Origin of the sequence: Streptomyces sp. NPDC008092 (genome assembly GCF_042957285.1) — a bacterium.
GTDB lineage: Bacteria > Actinomycetota > Actinomycetes > Streptomycetales > Streptomycetaceae > Streptomyces.
Genome location: NZ_JBIBHY010000005.1, coordinates 77,315 through 92,579, shown reverse-complemented (window position 1 = coordinate 92,579; position 15,265 = coordinate 77,315). Strand labels below are relative to the sequence as shown.

Here is a 15,265-nt window from a genome sequence, read left to right as displayed (position 1 = left end):
GGGGGGGGGGGGGGGGGGGGCCGGCCCCCCCCCCCCCCCCCCCCCCGGGCGGGGGGGGGCCCCCCCCCCCCCCCCCGGCCCCCCGCCCCCCGGCCGCGTTCCATGACCCGCCGCCATTGACAGGGGATGCCACCGGACGGAGACTCGGGGGAGTCAAGTGAAGTAAATTTCACCAGACGAACAGTCTCCGGGCGAACAATCTACCCTCGGAACCCCGGGCGACGGCGCCCGTCCACGGAAGGGAACGACCGATGCGCACCACCGTCGGCATCATCGGAGCCGGACCCGCCGGGCTCCTCCTCGCGCGGCTGCTGCACAACGCGGGCATCGACTCGGTCGTCCTGGAGAGCCGCGACCGCTCCTACGTCGAGCACCGCCAGCGCGCCGGGATCCTGGAACAGGGCACCGTGGACGTGCTGCGCGCGGCCGGCGCCGGGGAGCGCATGGACCGCGAGGGCCTGCGCCACGACGGCATCGAGCTGCGGTTCGCGAAGCAGCGCCACCGCGTCGACTTCCCCGGCCTCACCGGCGGCAGGTCCGTGACGGTCTACGCCCAGACCGAGGTCTGCAAGGACCTCATCGCCCTCCAGCTCAAGGAGGGCGGCCCGCTGCTCTTCGAGGCGGAGGCGCTGGCCGTGGAGGGCGCCGAGAGCGGGCGGCCGCGGATCCGGTTCCGGCACGAGGGCCGCGAGGACGTCCTGGAGTGCGATTACGCCGTCGGCTGCGACGGCTTCTGGGGCATCGCCCGCACCGCGTTCCCCGAGTCCCTCTCCCGGGTCTTCGAGCGGACGTACCCCTATGCCTGGCTGGGCATCCTCGCCGACGTCGCCCCCTCCCACGACGAACTGGTCTACGCCCGCCACGACCGCGGCTTCGCCCTGCTCTCCATGCGCTCCCCGGCCGTCTCGCGCCTCTACCTCCAGGTGCCGGCGGACACGGACGCCGAGGCGTGGACCGACGAGGCGATCTGGGACGAGCTGGAGCGGCGCTTCGAGACCGACGACGACTGGCGCCTGGAGCGCGGCCCGATCACCCAGAAGTCGGTCACGCCCATGCGGTCCTACGTCCACGAGCCCATGCGGCACGGCCGGCTCTTCCTCGCCGGGGACGCCGCCCACATCGTGCCGCCGACCGGTGCCAAGGGGCTGAACCTGGCCGTCGGCGACGTCGTGACCCTCGCCCGCGCCCTGGTCCACGAGAAGGAGACGGGCTCCCCGGAACTCCTCGACGCCTACTCGGCGACCTGCCTGCGCCGCGTCTGGCAGGCCGAGCGGTTCTCGTACGACATGACGAGCATGCTCCACCCCGGCCCCGCCGACACCCCCTTCGACGCCCGGCTCCAGCTGGCCCGGCTCGGCCGGATCGCCTCCTCCCGGGCGGCCGAGACCGACCTGGCGGAGGCGTACACCGGCTTCCCGCTGGACGTACCGGGGGACGCCTGAGGGATCTCCGGCCGGTTCCGGTCATGTTCCGGCTTCGTCATGGAATGAAGCCCTCCGTGGCCGGGAATCAGGGCTCCGCGTAGCGTGTTGCGCAGCAGGGTGAGGGAAAGATCCTCCGCAGGTAGTAGGGTCAATCTTTTGCCAATCCATTACTCTTGATGCCAAGGCCGCGCGAGGTGGCCATGGAGGAGTGAAATGAGGAGCAGCAACCCGGTCTTCTCGCGACGGGGGTTCAGCCGCGACAACGGCTACGCGGGCTTCAACACCGCGCCGCAGGCCGGGTACGCACAGGGCAACCCGTACGCGCAGAACCCGTACGCGAACAACCCGTACGCCCAGCAGGACCTCCAGCAGGGCGCCCCGCCGCAGGCCCCGGCCACCACCGGCCGGATGACGATGGACGACGTCGTCACGCGCTCGGGCATGACGCTCGGCACGGTCGCCGTCGGCGCGGTCCTCGCCTGGGCGCTGCTGCCGATCTCGACCACCAGCTACGGCCTGGCCGTCGGCTCCGCGATCATCGCGTTCGTCCTGGCCATGATCCAGAGCTTCAAGCGCACCCCGGTGCCGGCGCTGATCCTCGGGTACGCCGCCTTCGAGGGCGTCTTCCTCGGCGTCATCAGCGAGATGTACAACAGCCAGTGGAGCGGCGCCCCGTTCCAGGCGGTGCTCGGCACCCTGGCGGTCTCGGCCGCGACGCTGCTGGTCTACAAGGCCGGCTGGATCCGCGTCACCGCCCGCTACGCCCGCATCGGCATGGCCATCGCCATCGCCTTCGTGCTGGTGATGGCGGTCAACCTGCTGCTGGTCGCGTTCGGCGTCGCGGAGAACGGCGGGCTGCGCAGCTTCGGCCCGCTCGGCGCGATCGTCGGCATCATCGCGATCCTGCTCGGCGCGTTCTTCCTGACCCTCGACTTCAAGCAGATCGAGGACGGCATCGCCTACGGCGCCCCGAAGAACGAGGCCTGGCTGGCCGCGTTCGGCCTCACCATGACGCTGGTGTGGATCTACGTCGAGATGCTGCGCCTGGTGGCGATCTTCAGCAGTAACGACTAGCCGCGCGAGACAGGCTGAAGAAGGGCCCCGGGGTCGTCACCCCGGGGCCCTTCGCCGTCTGTGTGCGTGCGCGCCTAGAGAAGTTTGCGCGCGGCCCTCCTCAGGTCGTACTCGTGGATCAACGCCTTCGCGTGGCCGTACGCGAGGTTGTGCTCGTGGCGGAGCCAGCTGACCTTTTCCTCGAAGCGGAAGAGGGCCGGGCCTTCGTCGACGGTACGCAGCCAGTCGGACACTTCACGACCGGTGCAGTGCGGGATACGGGCGAGCATGTTGCGATGGGTCTCCTCGGAGAAGACTTGGGACATCGGCGCCTCCGGTGCGCAAAGGGGGTTGTAGCCGGTCCTTCACGTCACCGTGCCTGAGTGTTGGCGTGTTGGCAACAGTCGTGACAGGACAGCCGGTGGCACGCGTTACGCTCACGGCGTGGTTGATACGACGCCTCTGACGCATGCCGTGGAACGCTTCGCCGACAAGTTGCGGGCGGCGCCGCAGAGCCGGTTGCAGCGGGGTGCCGCCGCGGAGGCGCTGGGACTGGCCAGGGAGTTGGCCCGGTGGTCGCAGGCGGTGGAGGAGCCGGGGGCGGCGAGCCGCGAGATGCCGGACGCCGGGATGTTCGCGGTGGCCGACCAGATCACGGTGGCCGGGAACGATCTGGCGGTGGTGCTGAAGAACGACGCCGAGGTCGGGGACGCGGTGCGCTTGGTGGAAGAGGCGCAGAAGAGGGCGGGTGTCTGAGGAGCGTCGGCGGGTGCGGCACCGTCGTGGCCGTTCGCGCAGTTCCCCGCGCCCCTAAAAGCAAAAGAAGGGGCGCTGCAGTGCGCCCCTTTGGGGGCGCGGGGAACTGCGCGAACAACCCCCACGCACCCGCACCCGACAACGCGCCCAGAACCTCAGAGCGACGCTATGACCCGGTCCGCCAGGATGTAGACGTTCTCCTCGCCGCACGCGAACGTCAGCGTGTACGCGCCGGAGATCCCGGAGCCGCCCAGCAGGTACGGCGTCTCACCGGCGCCCAGGGCGGCAGCCAGCCGCTCCGCCGTCTCCCGGTGCCCCGGCGTCATGCACAGCGTCGTGCCGTCGGCGAAGACGTAGACGTCCAGCGTGCCCAGCGGACCCGGGCGGACGTCGGAGAGCTCGACCTGCGACTCGGCCAGCTGCTCCAGCGTCGCGACCGTCCGCTCGTGGTCGTTCACCACCGGCGACTGCACCGGTACGAAGTCCGGGTGGGACGGGTGGCGGCGGCGGGCCGCCGCCAGTTCCGGGGACTCCCCGGTGAACTCGTCCGGCTCCGCCGCCGGCTCGGCGACCGGCTCCAGGCCCACGAAGTCCGTCTGCCGGGGCAGGAACGGCTCCCCGTCCGCCAGACCCAGCAGCGACGGCGCGTCGGAGGCGTCACGCGCCTCCTGCGCGGCCCAGAAGGCCCGCGCCTCGGCCAGCTCCCGCTCCCGCTCCTCGGCCAGCGCCTCCGCCACCGCGGCGCGTATCTCCTCGGCGTCGGCATGGCTGCGAGCCGCCGGCATGAGGGCGCGCAAGGTCGCGGCCTGGTTCTGGGCGAGCTGGGTGTGCAGCTCGGCGACCTGACGGCGCAGCTTCAGTACGGTGCGCAGGACAGCGACGCCCACGGCGCCCGTGGCGGCCGTGGTGAGCAGCAAGGCGATCGGCATGGCGCTCACTGACGTACTCCCGGTTCAAAGTCGACCCCCGACTTCCTACATCAGCTTGAAGGGTGGACTATCAAGCTGTCAGTGCGTAACGTCACGAAACGGACAGGACTTTGGCCCTGGGGTTTACCGGGACAATGGCGCTGACCTGCGGCGATATCTCCGCAGAGGGAGATAGGTCACATCCTGGGGGAGATTGGATCACAAATCGGCCCGGTGTTCGGGGTTTTCTCGAACACCGGGCCGTGGTGTCACGGTGCGTCCCGTGACGGTCACTCAGGGGCTCAGAAGGCTCAGCTGAGGCGCTCGATGACCATCGCCATGCCCTGGCCGCCGCCGACGCACATGGTCTCCAGACCGAACTGCTTGTCGTGGAACTGGAGGGAGTTGATGAGCGTGCCGGTGATGCGGGCGCCCGTCATGCCGAAGGGGTGGCCGACGGCGATGGCGCCGCCGTTCACGTTCAGCTTCTCCAGCGGGATGTTCAGGTCGCGGTAGGAGGGGATCACCTGGGCGGCGAACGCCTCGTTGATCTCGACCAGGTCGATGTCGTCGATGGTGAGACCGGCGCGGCTCAGGGCCTGCTTGCTCGCCTCCACCGGGCCGAGGCCCATGATCTCGGGGGAGAGGCCGGTGACACCGGTGGACACGATCCGGGCGAGCGGGGTCAGGCCCAGCTCGCGGGCCTTGGTGTCGCTCATGATGACGACCGCGGCGGCGCCGTCGTTCAGCGGGCAGCAGTTGCCGGCGGTGACCAGGCCGTCGGGGCGGAAGACCGGCTTCAGGCCGGCGACGCCCTCCAGGGTGACGCCGGCACGCGGGCCGTCGTCCTTGCTGACGACCGTGCCGTCGGGCAGCGTCACCGGGGTGATCTCGCGCTCCCAGAAGCCGTTCTTGATGGCTTCCTCGGCGAGGTTCTGGGAGCGGACGCCGAACTCGTCCATGTCCTGGCGGGTGACGCCCTTGATGCGGGCCAGGTTCTCGGCGGTCTGGCCCATCGCGATGTACGGGTCGGGGAGCAGGCCGTCCTCGCGCGGGTCGTGCCAGCCGGAGCCGGTCGACGCGGCGGTGGCGGCGGTACGGGCCTGGGCCTCGTCGAAGATCGGGTTCGTGGTGCCCGGGAGGCCGTCGGAGCTGCCCTTGGCGTAGCGGGAGACCATCTCGACACCGGCCGAGATGAAGACGTCGCCCTCGCCGGCCTTGATGGCGTGCAGGGCCATGCGGCTGGTCTGCAGCGACGAGGAACAGTAACGGGTGATCGTGGTGCCGGGCAGGTAGTCCATGCCCATCTGCACGGCGACGATCCGGCCGAGGTTGTAGCCCTGCTCGCCGCCGGGGAGGCCGCAGCCGAGCATCAGGTCGTCGATGTCCCGCGGGTCCAGCTCGGGGACCTTGGCGAGGGCGGCCTGGATGATCGTCGCGGTGAGGTCGTCGGGGCGCAGGTCCTTCAGGGAGCCCTTGACGGCGCGGCCGATCGGGGAACGGGCGGTCGAGACGATGACGGCTTCGGGCATCACGGCTCCATTGGCGTACGAAGATTGGCAGGGCCGCTTCGGAAGTTACCTGTACGTATGTCATCGGTCACCGGTGTCGGGGTGTGACACTGGCCGCACTTTCTAAGCGCTTGCTTGGGTGATGTCGGGGTTGTGTCGGCGGCGCGTCGTCGGGTGCGGGCCGGTGGGGGTTGCTCGCGCAGTTCCCCGCGCCCCTTACGGGGCGCCTCACCGTCCCCCCTTACTCGGCCGTACCCGCCCTCGACCTCGTCTCCTCGGAAGCCGGGTCGGGTGGGAGGGCGGGCGGTTCCACGTGCTGGCGCCGCCGGCGTTTCAGCAGGGCCCACGGTCCACGCGGCCCCGTCGGCATCGCCGCCGTGACCTCCGTACCGGGCTCCGCCGCCGCCTCCGCCGCGGCCCGCGCGACCGGCAGGAAACCCTCGCGGCGGGTGACGTCGGGGCGCTCCTCCTCTGCCGGCCAGAGGCCCAGCGCCGCGCACACCGTCGGCAGCACCGCCATCGCCGCCGTGGCGTACCCCTCCGCCGAGGGGTGGAAGTTGTCGGGGCCGAACAGCTCGCGGGGGTTGGCCGCGAACTCGGGGCCGAGCAGGTCGCCCAGCGACACCGTGCGGCCGCCCTGCTCCACCGTGCCGATCGTCTGGGCCGCCGCCAGCTGCCGGGAGGCCCGCCGGGCCAGCCAGCGCAGCGGCTGCCGTACCGGCTCGATGGTGCCCAGGTCGGGGCAGGTGCCGACCACCACCTCGGCCCCCGCCGTACGCAGGCGGCGGACCGCCGCCGCGAGGTGGCGGACCGAGCGGGTCGGCGGCATGCGGCGGGTGACGTCGTTGGCGCCGATCATGATCACGCAGACGTCGGGGACCGGCGAGGCCGTGCCCAGCACCAGGGCGACCTGGCGGTCCAGGTCGTCGGACTGGGCACCGGGAAGGGCCACGTTGCTGAGCTCCACCGGGCGTTCCGCGACCGCGGCGAGCCCGGACGCCAGCAGCGCGCCCGGTGTCTGGGCGGCGCGGTGCACGCCCTGCCCGGCGGCCGTGGAGTCGCCGAGCATGGTCAGGCGGATGGGCGGCTCACCGCAGGCGTCGTATCCCACGCCGTAGCGGCCGTCCGCCGTCGGCACCCGGCCGCCGCTGTTGCCGTTGTGCACCGCCGTCCTGGCCATCCGTACCTCGGCCAGCACCAGGCCCACCGCGGCCGCGCCGACCAGCCCGACCCCACCGCCGCCGTACGCCGCCCCGGCCGCGATCCGCCGGGCCACCCGCGCCCTGGACATGTTCGTCATGCGTCGCCGCCACCTCCTCGTTGCCGCTCATCCACTCCTTGCCCCGTACAGCCCGTGCGTCAATCTCAACAGGGAGTGAACCTCCGGAGCGGGGCCTTAGGCTGGCCACACCACTAGGACCACACCTTTTGCAAGCAACCGGAGACAACGGTGCGATTCCACGACTCGATGATCAGTCTCGTCGGCAACACCCCGCTGGTGAGACTCAACAGCGTCACCCAGGGCATCCAGGCCACCGTGCTCGCCAAGGTCGAGTACTTCAACCCGGGCGGTTCCGTGAAGGACCGCATCGCGCTGCGGATGATCGAGGCCGCGGAGAAGAGCGGGGAACTGCAGCCCGGCGGCACCATCGTCGAGCCGACCAGCGGGAACACCGGGGTGGGGCTGGCGATCGTGGCCCAGCAGAAGGGGTACAAGTGCATCTTCGTGTGCCCCGACAAGGTGAGCACCGACAAGATCAACGTGCTGCGCGCGTACGGCGCCGAGGTGGTCGTCTGCCCGACCGCCGTCGACCCGGAGCACCCGGACTCGTACTACAACGTCTCCGACCGGCTGGTCCGCGAGACGCCCGGCGCGTGGAAGCCGGACCAGTACTCCAACCCCAACAACCCCCTCTCCCACTATCACTCGACCGGCCCCGAGCTGTGGGAGCAGACGGAGGGGAAGATCACCCATTTCGTGGCGGGGGTCGGGACCGGCGGCACCATTTCGGGTACCGGGCGCTACCTGAAGGACGCCAGTGAGGGCCGCGTCCAGGTCGTCGGCGCCGACCCGGAGGGGTCCGTGTACTCCGGCGGTTCCGGGCGGCCGTACCTGGTCGAGGGTGTGGGCGAGGACTTCTGGCCCACCGCCTACGACCGGACCGTCGCCGACGAGATCGTCGCCGTGTCCGACAAGGACTCCTTCCAGATGACCCGGCGCCTCGCCAAGGAGGAGGGCCTGCTCGTCGGCGGCTCCTGCGGCATGGCCGTCGTGGCCGCCCTGCGGGTGGCCGAGCGGCTCGGCCCGGACGACGTGGTCGTGGTCCTGCTCCCGGACAGCGGCCGCGGCTACCTGAGCAAGATCTTCAACGACGAGTGGATGGCCGACTACGGCTTCCTGGAGGACGAGGGCCCCAGCGCCCGCGTCGGCGACGTGCTCAGCGACAAGGCCGGGGCGACCATCCCCTCCCTCGTCCACATGCACCCGGACGAGACGGTCGGGCAGGCCATCGAGGTGCTGCGCGAGTACGGCGTCTCGCAGATGCCCGTCGTCAAGCCCGGCGCCGGCCACCCGGACGTGATGGCCGCCGAGGTCGTCGGCTCGGTCGTCGAACGGGAGCTGCTCGACGCGCTGTTCAGCAAGCGTGCCTCCCTGGAGGACCCGCTGGAGAAGCACATGTGCGCCCCGCTGCCCCAGGTCGGCTCCGGCGAGCCGGTCGGGGACCTGATGACGGTGCTGGGCGCGGCCGACGCCGCGATCGTCCTCGTCGAGGGCAAGCCCACCGGCGTGATCAGCCGGCAGGACCTGCTGGCCTTTCTCGCCAAGGGCGGCAAGCAGTAGCGAACGTCCGGTGAACGGCCCGTGACCCGGGGGAACTTGCTGTTTCCGGTCCGAGTGGTGGACTTCGCGGAAGTGGTACGAGCGTGTCACGTGCGCGCAGCACCCGCTTAACACGGGTCCGGCAGATTAGTGGGTGTCGGCAGGGCGGGAGCGGCTCCCCGTCCCGGCCGACACCGAACGTCCAAGGACCTCCGGAGCGGCTCCCGGACCTCCATGGACGCCTGGACGCGCAAGCCCGGCCCTGACCCGGCTGCCGTCCCTCGCGGGGACCGCCGTCGTCCCGCCCCCCGGTAACGGGGGTGCGGCGGTCCCCGCGCATTACTTTTTCCGGCCCGCGTCCCGGCCCGCTTCCCGGCTCACGCCGTGGTCGCCCAGCTCCCCAGCAGTGCCAGCCGTTCCGCCGTCTCCGAGCCCGGCTCGGGGGTGTACGCCACGATCGTCTGGTCCGGGTCCGTCGGGACCGTGAGGGTCTCGTAGGGGAGGGTGAGCAGGCCCGCCACCGGGTGCTGGATGCGTTTCGTGCCGTACGCGCACTCCTTGACCTCGTGGTCCGCCCACAGCCGGCGGAAGTCCGCGCTCTTCAGCGAGAGTTCGCCGACCAGCGCGGCCATGCGGGGGTCGTCGGGGTGGTGGCCCGCGTCGATGCGCAGGTTGGCGACGGTCTGGGCGGCGACGGCGGCCCAGTCGGGGTAGAAGCCCGCGGCTGCCGGGTCGAGGAAGACCTGGCGCGGGATGTTCCGGTCGGCCGGGGCCAGGGCGCTGAACCCGTTCACCGCGTCGCCGAGCGCGTTCCAGGCCAGCACGTCCATCCTGCGGCCCAGCACGAACGCGGGCGTCCGCTCCATGCCGTCCAGCAGCAGCTGTACGCCGGGGCGGACGCGGGGACGGGCCGGGCGCGCGGTGCTTCCCTTCTTGTGCGGACGGGCCACCGTCAGCAGGTACGCGTGCTCGGTCTCGTCCAGGCGCAGCACACGGGCGATCGCGTCGAGCACCGCGTCCGAGACGCTGGGGCCTCTGCCCTGTTCCAGACGGATGTAGTAGTCGACGCTCACCCCTGCCAGCTGCGCCACCTCCTCGCGGCGCAGGCCCGGTACGCGGCGCCGCCCGTGCGAGGGCAGCCCCACCTCCTCGGGCTGGATGCGGGCGCGGCGCGAGCGCAGGAAGTCTCCGAGTTCCCCGTCCATGGGTTCGATCGTAGGGGAGCCGCGTTCATCCAACCTGGTTCTGCCAGACCCAGGAAAAGCTCAGCCCTGGGTGGGCCGCCCGGACCCGGCGAGTGTGGAGACACGCCACCGGGGCGGTCCCGGCGGCACTTCACCAGGGAGTACCTCATGTCGTACGACAACCTGTCCGGCCGTACCGCCGTCGTCACCGGTGCCGCCAGCGGGATCGGGGCGGCCGTCGCCCTGCGGCTCGCGGAGTCGGGCGCCCGGGTGGCGCTGCTCGCCCGGCGCGCGGACCGGCTGGAGACGGTCGTGGCGAAGATCCGGGCGAACGGCGGCGAGGCCCTCGCCGTGGTCGCCGACGTCACCGACGACGCGTCCGTGCAGGCCGCGGCCGACGCCGTGCACGCGGCCTACGGGAGCGTCGACCTCGTCGTGAACAACGCCGGCGTCATGCTGCCCAACCCCGTCGACGACGGCCGTATCGACGAGTGGCAGCGCATGCTCGACACCAACGTGACCGGTGTGCTGCGGGTGCTGCGGGCCTTCACCGGGGACCTGGTGGCGGCCGCGGCCGAGGGCCGTACCGCCGACCTCGTCAACGTGTCGTCCATCGGCGCGCACGTCGTCTTCCCCACCTTCGCCGTGTACGGCGCCACCAAGGCCGCCGTCACCTTCCTCTCGCAGTCCCTGCGCGCCGAGTTCGGGCCGCGGGACGTGCGGGTCACCAATGTCGAACCGGGTCTGACGGACACCGAACTCGGCACGCACATCGACGGCGAGGAGCTGCGTGAGCAGGTGGCGGGCATGTTCGACGGGATGGGCGCGCTGGCCGCCGAGGACCTCGCCGACCTGGTCGGCTACGTGGTGAGCCGTCCCCGCAACGTCAATCTGCGGCAGGTCGTCGTGCAGCCGACCCGGCAGGTGTGAGGCGGCCGGGCCGCGGTCCCGGGTCAGTCCTCCTGGTCGCGGTCGCCCCGCTGGAACAGGGCGGGGTTGACGCGGACGGCCTGGGCCACGTTGACACCGACGATGCCGATCCAGGCGGCGATCAGGCCCGTCATGCCGCCGAACGCGCCGCTGATCGCCGAGAGCGGGATCGCCAGCACCAGCGAGACGATCCCGAAGCCGAAGCGCTCGCCCCAGGAGTCGGCGCTCTTCGGCCTGCGGGCCCCGCGGGCCGCCTGCATCTGCTGCTCGGCCAGGCCCCGGCGCAGCCGGCGCTCCACCGCGGTGTCGATGCGCTGGTCGATCTTCTCCAGGAAGGAGTCGACCAGTTCCGACTCGTACTCGGGCCCCAGGTCCCTACGGGCGTGCAGGGTGGCCGCGAGGTCCTTCTTCAGCTCGGTGTCGTGAACGTCCGTCATGGCGTCCACCGTAGGGGCCGCACCTGCCTGCCGCACTGGGGCAATCCCCCGGATCCGGCGGGGGGTCCGCCCTCAGGGCAGCAGCGACACCAGCCCGCTGCCGGCGTCGAACCGGGCCGCGACCACCGACGCCCCCGCGAACCCGGAGTCCGCCCGGATCGCGTCCCGCGCCCACACCGTCTGGGCCCGCATGGTGTGCTCGGCCCAGTCGCCGGGCAGCGCCCTGGTGCGCAGGGCGGCCGGTGCGATCTCGGCGGCGAGGAGTTCCAGGTGACCGGGGACGGGCGCACCGGTGCGCAGCCGGGCGAGGGTGGCGGCGACGGCCCCGCAGCCCTCGTGTCCGAGGACCACGACCAGCGGGACGCGCAGTTCCTGCACGCCGTACTGGAGGGAACCGAGCACCGCCTCGTCCAGCACCTGCCCGGCCGTCCTCATGGTCAGCAGGTCGCCGGGGCCCTGGTCGAAGACCAGTTCCGGGGCGGCGCCGGAGTCGACGCAGCCGAGCACCACCGCGAACGGCCGCGGTGCCGCGGCCCGGCTCCGGCGGGTGCGGCCGGTGGCGTACCGCCGGTTGCCCTGGAGCAGTTCGTCGAGGGCCGCGCTCGCCGAGGCGGGCACGACGGCCGCCGAGGAGAGGGCGACGGCGGTGGCCGTCGGAAGGGCCCTGGGGTTCGAGGCCATGTCGCTTCCTCGGTGCTGGCGCTGATGGTTTCCATCACTGTACGCGGCGGAAACGTTACGCTCGGTGGTGATTTAACGGCTCTTGGCCGGATCATCGCCCACGCGATACCGAGTTGATGGCCGGTGGCCGGTGCTCGGGGATCGGCGGTCAGGCCAGCCCGTGCTGCTTCGCGTAGGCGGCCGCCACGTCCTCCGGGTCCTTCTTGTCGTTGTCGACCTGGCTGTTGAGCTGGGTGAGCTGGTCGGTGGTGAGGACGTTGCCGAGCTTGGCGAGGGCCTTGCGGACGGTGTCGTCGGCCTTGCGGTCGGCGATCAGCGGGACGATGTGCTGGCTGGGGATCAGGTTCTTGGGGTCGGTCAGCACCACCCAGTCGTTGGCCGCGATGTCGGTGTCGGTGGTGAACAGGTTCGCCACGTCCACGTCGCCCTTCTTCAGCGCGCCCTTGACCAGCGGCCCGTCCGAGTCGAGCGACTTGAACTCCTTGAACTCGACGCCGTACACCTCCTGGAGGCCCACCGCGCCCACCCGGCGCTTCTTCACCTCGGGCGCGGCGCCGATGACCAGCTTGCCGTTCTGCTTGGCGAGGTCGGCGAGGGAGGTCAGGCCGTACTTCTGCGCGGTCGCCCGGGTGACGACGAAGCAGTCCGAGTCGGCGGCCTGCCCGTACGGCAGCACCTGGAGGCCGGCCGGCAGCGCCAGGGTGAGCGCGTTCTGCATGGTGCCCGGCTCGGCCGAGGCGTCCTTGGGGGCCAGGTAGTTGAGGAGGGCGCCCTGGTATTCGGGCAGCAGGTCGATGTCGCCGGCCTTCAGCGCGGGGATCACGATCTCCCGGGTGCCGAGGTTCGGACGGACCTTCACCTTCACCCCGGCCTTCTCCAGCACGGCCGCGTAGAGGTAGCCGAGCACCTGGTTCTCGGTGAAGTTGGCGGTGCCGATGGTGATCCCGCCCTTGCTGGAGCCGCCGCCGGCGGTCGAGCCGCTGCTCTCGTTCAGGGAGGTGATGCCGCCGGAGCAGGCGGCGAGGGCGGGGACGGAACCGGCGGCGAGCAGGCCACCGAGGAGGGTACGACGGTTCATAACGGGTTCCCTAGGCGGTGCGGTGGCGGAAGAGGAAGCGCTGGAGGCTGCTCAGCAGCAGGTCCAGGACGACGGCGACGACCGCGACGAGCACCGCGCCGCCGAGCACCTGGACGAGGTCGCGCTGGGCGAGTCCGTCGAAGACGTAGCGGCCCAGGCCGCCGAAGGAGACGTACGCGGCGATGGTGGCCGTGGCCACGACCTGGATGAGCGCGAGGCGCAGGCCCGTCATGATCAGGGGGAGCGCGAGCGGCAGTTCGACCTGGAAGAGGACCTGGTGGCCGCGCATGCCCTGGCCGCGCGCCGCGTCCTTCACGTCCGGGTCGACGGCGGTCATGCCGGCGTAGGTGTTGGTGACGATCGCCGGGACCGCGAGGGCGACCAGCGCCACGTACACCGGCAGCATCGACAGGCCGCCGGCCAGGAAGACCAGCACCACCAGGCCGACGGTCGGCAGCGCGCGGCCGAAGGACGCCAGGTTGATGGCGACGAACGCGCCCTTGCCGGTGTGCCCGATCAGCAGCCCGAGCGGGAGGCCGATCGCGGCCGCGATGAGGGTCGCGAGGAGCGAGTACTGGAGGTGCTCGCCGAGGCGATGGGCGATGCCGTCCTGCCCGGCCCACTGGGAGCCGCTGGTCAGCCAGGTGCCGAGGTTCTTGAAGAGTTCGAACATGTCAGGCTCGCCTCCGCCGCCACGGGGTCAGTACGTACTGGAGGGCCACCAGCAGGGCGTCCGCGACCACCGCGAGCAGGATCGTGAGGACCACGCCCACGATCACCGGGGTCGGGAAGTCGCGCTGGAAGCCGTCGGTGAAGAGCTGGCCGAGGCCGCCGTCGCCGATGTAGGTGGCGACCGAGACCAGTGAGATCGACATGACGGTGGCGATACGGACGCCCGCCATGATCACGGGGAGGGCCAGCGGGAGTTCGACGGTGAGGAGCGTGCGCAGCGGGCGGGTGCCCATCGCCTTCGCCGCCTCCTTGGTCTTCGCGGGGACCGAGTCCAGGCCCTCGACCGTGTTCCTGAGCAGCACGACCAGCGTGTAGACGGTCAGGCCGATGACGGTCGTGGTGCGGGTCAGGCCGCTGACCGGGAGCAGCAGCACGAAGATCGCGATCGACGGGATCGTGAAGAGCACGTTGGACAGGCCGAGCAGGAAGCCGCGCAGCGGGCGGACCCGGTGGGCGACCACCGCGAGCGGCAGCGAGATCAGCAGGCCGAAGAAGACCGCGGTCATCGCCGCCTGGAGGTGGGAGAGGGTGAGGCTCGTGAGGTCGTCGGTGTGGTCGCCGATCCACGACCAGTCGACGGTCATGCCGCCACCTCCCGGGCCGCGCTGTGCGCCTGACCGGCGTGGACGTGGATGTCGTCGCGGGACGAGACGCCGGTGAGGACGCCGTCCGCGTCGACCCGGGCGACCAGCCCGGCCGGGGAGGCGATCGACTCGTTCAGCGCCGCGAGCAGCGAGTCGCCGTCCTTGAGCGGCCGTACGGGGAGTTCGGCGTCCTTCGCGGCCCAGTGCAGGGGCTTGCGCCCGGCGTCGAGGACGAGGGTCCAGGCGCCGCCCTCGGGGGCCGGGCCCTGCGGGACGCCGGCCAGGGTCTGCAGCGAGAGCAGCTTCAGGCCGCGCTCGGCGCCGAGGAAGTCGGCCACGAAGTCGTCGGCCGGACGGGCCAGGAGTTCGGCGGGCGGGGCGCACTGGACCAGGTGGCCGCCGGTGCGGAAGATCGCGATCCGGTCGCCGAGCCGGACCGCCTCGTCGACGTCGTGCGTGACGAAGACGATGGTCTTGTTCAGCTCCTTCTGGAGCCGGAGCAGTTCGTCCTGGAGCTGGGTGCGCACCACCGGGTCGACGGCGCCGAACGGCTCGTCCATCAGCAGCACCGGCGGGTCGGCGGCGAGCGCGCGGGCCACGCCGACGCGCTGCTGCTGGCCGCCGGAGAGCTGGTGCGGGTACCGCTTGCCGGCGTCGGCGGCGAGGCCGACGGTCTCCAGGAGTTCGGCGGCGCGGGCGCGGGCCTTCTTCCGGTTCCAGCCGAGCAGCAGCGGGACGGTGGCGACGTTGTCCAGCACCGTGCGGTGCGGGAAGAGGCCGGCCTGCTGGATGACGTACCCGATGGACCGGCGCAGCTCCGCGGCGTCCTGCTCGGTGACGTCCTTGCCGTTCACCTTGATCGTGCCGGAGGTCGGCTCGACCATCCGGTTGATCATCCGCAGGGTGGTGGTCTTGCCGCATCCGGAGGAGCCGACCAGGACGGTGACCCCGCCCTCCGGCATCTCCAGGGAGAGATCGTTTACTGCTGTCGTGCCGTTGGGGAAGCGCTTGTGGACCGCATCGAACTGGATCATGAGATGTCCCTTGCCCGGCTGTATAACGTCATGCAGAGTTCTCGGTAGGTGAATAGGTTGTCAACGGTCTCGCGTTAATCCGAGGTAACGGATGACCGGCACGCAAGATCGGGTGTCCCAATTGAGGGAGGT

Annotated in this window: 16 protein-coding genes; 5 read left to right on the top strand and 11 right to left on the bottom strand. The window is 71.3% G+C overall.

Going from position 1 to position 15,265, the window contains the following annotated elements; genetic code table 11:
• Positions 1-251: 251 nt before the first annotated feature.
• Positions 252-1,442: a 4-hydroxybenzoate 3-monooxygenase gene (locus tag ACFZB3_RS16905; RefSeq protein WP_391376054.1), complete on the top strand. Its 1,191-nt coding sequence runs from the start codon at positions 252-254 to the stop codon at positions 1,440-1,442.
• Between the two features lie 195 nt (positions 1,443-1,637).
• The gene (locus tag ACFZB3_RS16900; protein ID WP_391376051.1) at positions 1,638-2,498 is read left to right on the top strand and encodes a Bax inhibitor-1/YccA family protein; all 861 of its coding nucleotides are present in this window, start codon (positions 1,638-1,640) and stop codon (positions 2,496-2,498) included.
• Between the two features lie 74 nt (positions 2,499-2,572).
• Here ACFZB3_RS16900 and ACFZB3_RS16895 read toward each other — a convergent pair whose 3' ends face one another.
• On the bottom strand, positions 2,573-2,803 hold the full coding sequence (locus tag ACFZB3_RS16895; protein WP_093502087.1) for a DUF4287 domain-containing protein: 231 nt from the start codon (positions 2,801-2,803) through the stop codon (positions 2,573-2,575).
• Positions 2,804-2,921: 118 nt separating this feature from the next.
• Between ACFZB3_RS16895 and ACFZB3_RS16890 the strand changes: the two genes are divergently transcribed.
• The gene (locus tag ACFZB3_RS16890; RefSeq protein ID WP_391376046.1) at positions 2,922-3,233 is read left to right on the top strand and encodes a hypothetical protein; all 312 of its coding nucleotides are present in this window, start codon (positions 2,922-2,924) and stop codon (positions 3,231-3,233) included.
• Positions 3,234-3,388: 155 nt separating this feature from the next.
• Here the strand turns inward: ACFZB3_RS16890 and ACFZB3_RS16885 are convergent, their stop codons facing one another.
• From ACFZB3_RS16885 to ACFZB3_RS16875, 3 genes are all read right to left on the bottom strand, one after another.
• Entirely contained in the window at positions 3,389-4,171 is a 783-nt protein-coding gene (locus ACFZB3_RS16885; RefSeq protein ID WP_391376043.1) for a hypothetical protein, read from the bottom strand.
• Between the two features lie 281 nt (positions 4,172-4,452).
• On the bottom strand, positions 4,453-5,673 hold the full coding sequence (locus ACFZB3_RS16880) for an acetyl-CoA C-acetyltransferase (protein WP_391376041.1): 1,221 nt from the start codon (positions 5,671-5,673) through the stop codon (positions 4,453-4,455).
• 220 nt (positions 5,674-5,893) lie between these two features.
• Positions 5,894-6,952: a GDSL-type esterase/lipase family protein gene (locus ACFZB3_RS16875; RefSeq protein ID WP_391376038.1), complete on the bottom strand. Its 1,059-nt coding sequence runs from the start codon at positions 6,950-6,952 to the stop codon at positions 5,894-5,896.
• 150 nt (positions 6,953-7,102) lie between these two features.
• On the opposite strand from ACFZB3_RS16875, the gene ACFZB3_RS16870 reads away from it, so the two are divergent.
• Entirely contained in the window at positions 7,103-8,494 is a 1,392-nt protein-coding gene (locus ACFZB3_RS16870) for a cystathionine beta-synthase (protein ID WP_391376035.1), read from the top strand.
• 356 nt (positions 8,495-8,850) lie between these two features.
• Here ACFZB3_RS16870 and ACFZB3_RS16865 read toward each other — a convergent pair whose 3' ends face one another.
• A complete protein-coding gene (locus ACFZB3_RS16865) occupies positions 8,851-9,678 on the bottom strand; it encodes a helix-turn-helix domain-containing protein (protein WP_391376032.1) in 828 nt (275 codons plus the stop codon).
• A gap of 147 nt (positions 9,679-9,825) precedes the next feature.
• On the opposite strand from ACFZB3_RS16865, the gene ACFZB3_RS16860 reads away from it, so the two are divergent.
• Positions 9,826-10,587: an SDR family oxidoreductase gene (locus ACFZB3_RS16860; RefSeq protein ID WP_384041092.1), complete on the top strand. Its 762-nt coding sequence runs from the start codon at positions 9,826-9,828 to the stop codon at positions 10,585-10,587.
• Between the two features lie 23 nt (positions 10,588-10,610).
• On the opposite strand, the gene ACFZB3_RS16855 is transcribed toward ACFZB3_RS16860, so the two are convergent.
• The 6 genes from ACFZB3_RS16855 to ACFZB3_RS16830 all read right to left on the bottom strand — a co-directional run bounded on the left by ACFZB3_RS16855 (position 10,611) and on the right by ACFZB3_RS16830 (position 15,133).
• Positions 10,611-11,024, bottom strand: a complete 414-nt coding sequence (locus ACFZB3_RS16855; RefSeq protein ID WP_391376029.1) for a hypothetical protein — start codon at positions 11,022-11,024, stop codon at positions 10,611-10,613.
• A gap of 72 nt (positions 11,025-11,096) precedes the next feature.
• Positions 11,097-11,705: a carbonic anhydrase gene (locus tag ACFZB3_RS16850; RefSeq protein ID WP_391376026.1), complete on the bottom strand. Its 609-nt coding sequence runs from the start codon at positions 11,703-11,705 to the stop codon at positions 11,097-11,099.
• 148 nt (positions 11,706-11,853) lie between these two features.
• Positions 11,854-12,783, bottom strand: a complete 930-nt coding sequence (locus tag ACFZB3_RS16845; protein ID WP_391376024.1) for a glycine betaine ABC transporter substrate-binding protein — start codon at positions 12,781-12,783, stop codon at positions 11,854-11,856.
• 10 nt (positions 12,784-12,793) lie between these two features.
• Positions 12,794-13,456 (bottom strand): ABC transporter permease subunit, encoded by a 663-nt coding sequence (locus ACFZB3_RS16840; RefSeq protein ID WP_391376021.1) that lies wholly within the window; start codon positions 13,454-13,456, stop codon positions 12,794-12,796.
• A gap of 1 nt (position 13,457) precedes the next feature.
• Positions 13,458-14,099: an ABC transporter permease gene (locus ACFZB3_RS16835; protein ID WP_365707663.1), complete on the bottom strand. Its 642-nt coding sequence runs from the start codon at positions 14,097-14,099 to the stop codon at positions 13,458-13,460.
• Entirely contained in the window at positions 14,096-15,133 is a 1,038-nt protein-coding gene (locus ACFZB3_RS16830; protein WP_391376017.1) for an ATP-binding cassette domain-containing protein, read from the bottom strand. Before ACFZB3_RS16830 ends, ACFZB3_RS16835 begins: the two co-directional genes overlap by 4 nt.
• Between the last annotated feature and the right edge of the window lie 132 nt (positions 15,134-15,265).

Coding starts and splice junctions, on each gene's coding strand:
- ACFZB3_RS16845 (WP_391376024.1), bottom strand. CDS start 12,783: ATGAACCGTCGTACCCTCCTCGGTGGCCTGCTCGCCGCCGGTTCCGTC.
- ACFZB3_RS16850 (WP_391376026.1), bottom strand. CDS start 11,705: ATGGCCTCGAACCCCAGGGCCCTTCCGACGGCCACCGCCGTCGCCCTC.
- ACFZB3_RS16860 (WP_384041092.1), top strand. CDS start 9,826: ATGTCGTACGACAACCTGTCCGGCCGTACCGCCGTCGTCACCGGTGCC.
- ACFZB3_RS16895 (WP_093502087.1), bottom strand. CDS start 2,803: ATGTCCCAAGTCTTCTCCGAGGAGACCCATCGCAACATGCTCGCCCGT.
- ACFZB3_RS16880 (WP_391376041.1), bottom strand. CDS start 5,673: ATGCCCGAAGCCGTCATCGTCTCGACCGCCCGTTCCCCGATCGGCCGC.
- ACFZB3_RS16875 (WP_391376038.1), bottom strand. CDS start 6,952: ATGACGAACATGTCCAGGGCGCGGGTGGCCCGGCGGATCGCGGCCGGG.
- ACFZB3_RS16840 (WP_391376021.1), bottom strand. CDS start 13,456: ATGTTCGAACTCTTCAAGAACCTCGGCACCTGGCTGACCAGCGGCTCC.
- ACFZB3_RS16865 (WP_391376032.1), bottom strand. CDS start 9,678: ATGGACGGGGAACTCGGAGACTTCCTGCGCTCGCGCCGCGCCCGCATC.
- ACFZB3_RS16855 (WP_391376029.1), bottom strand. CDS start 11,024: ATGACGGACGTTCACGACACCGAGCTGAAGAAGGACCTCGCGGCCACC.
- ACFZB3_RS16830 (WP_391376017.1), bottom strand. CDS start 15,133: ATGATCCAGTTCGATGCGGTCCACAAGCGCTTCCCCAACGGCACGACA.
- ACFZB3_RS16835 (WP_365707663.1), bottom strand. CDS start 14,099: ATGACCGTCGACTGGTCGTGGATCGGCGACCACACCGACGACCTCACG.
- ACFZB3_RS16900 (WP_391376051.1), top strand. CDS start 1,638: ATGAGGAGCAGCAACCCGGTCTTCTCGCGACGGGGGTTCAGCCGCGAC.
- ACFZB3_RS16905 (WP_391376054.1), top strand. CDS start 252: ATGCGCACCACCGTCGGCATCATCGGAGCCGGACCCGCCGGGCTCCTC.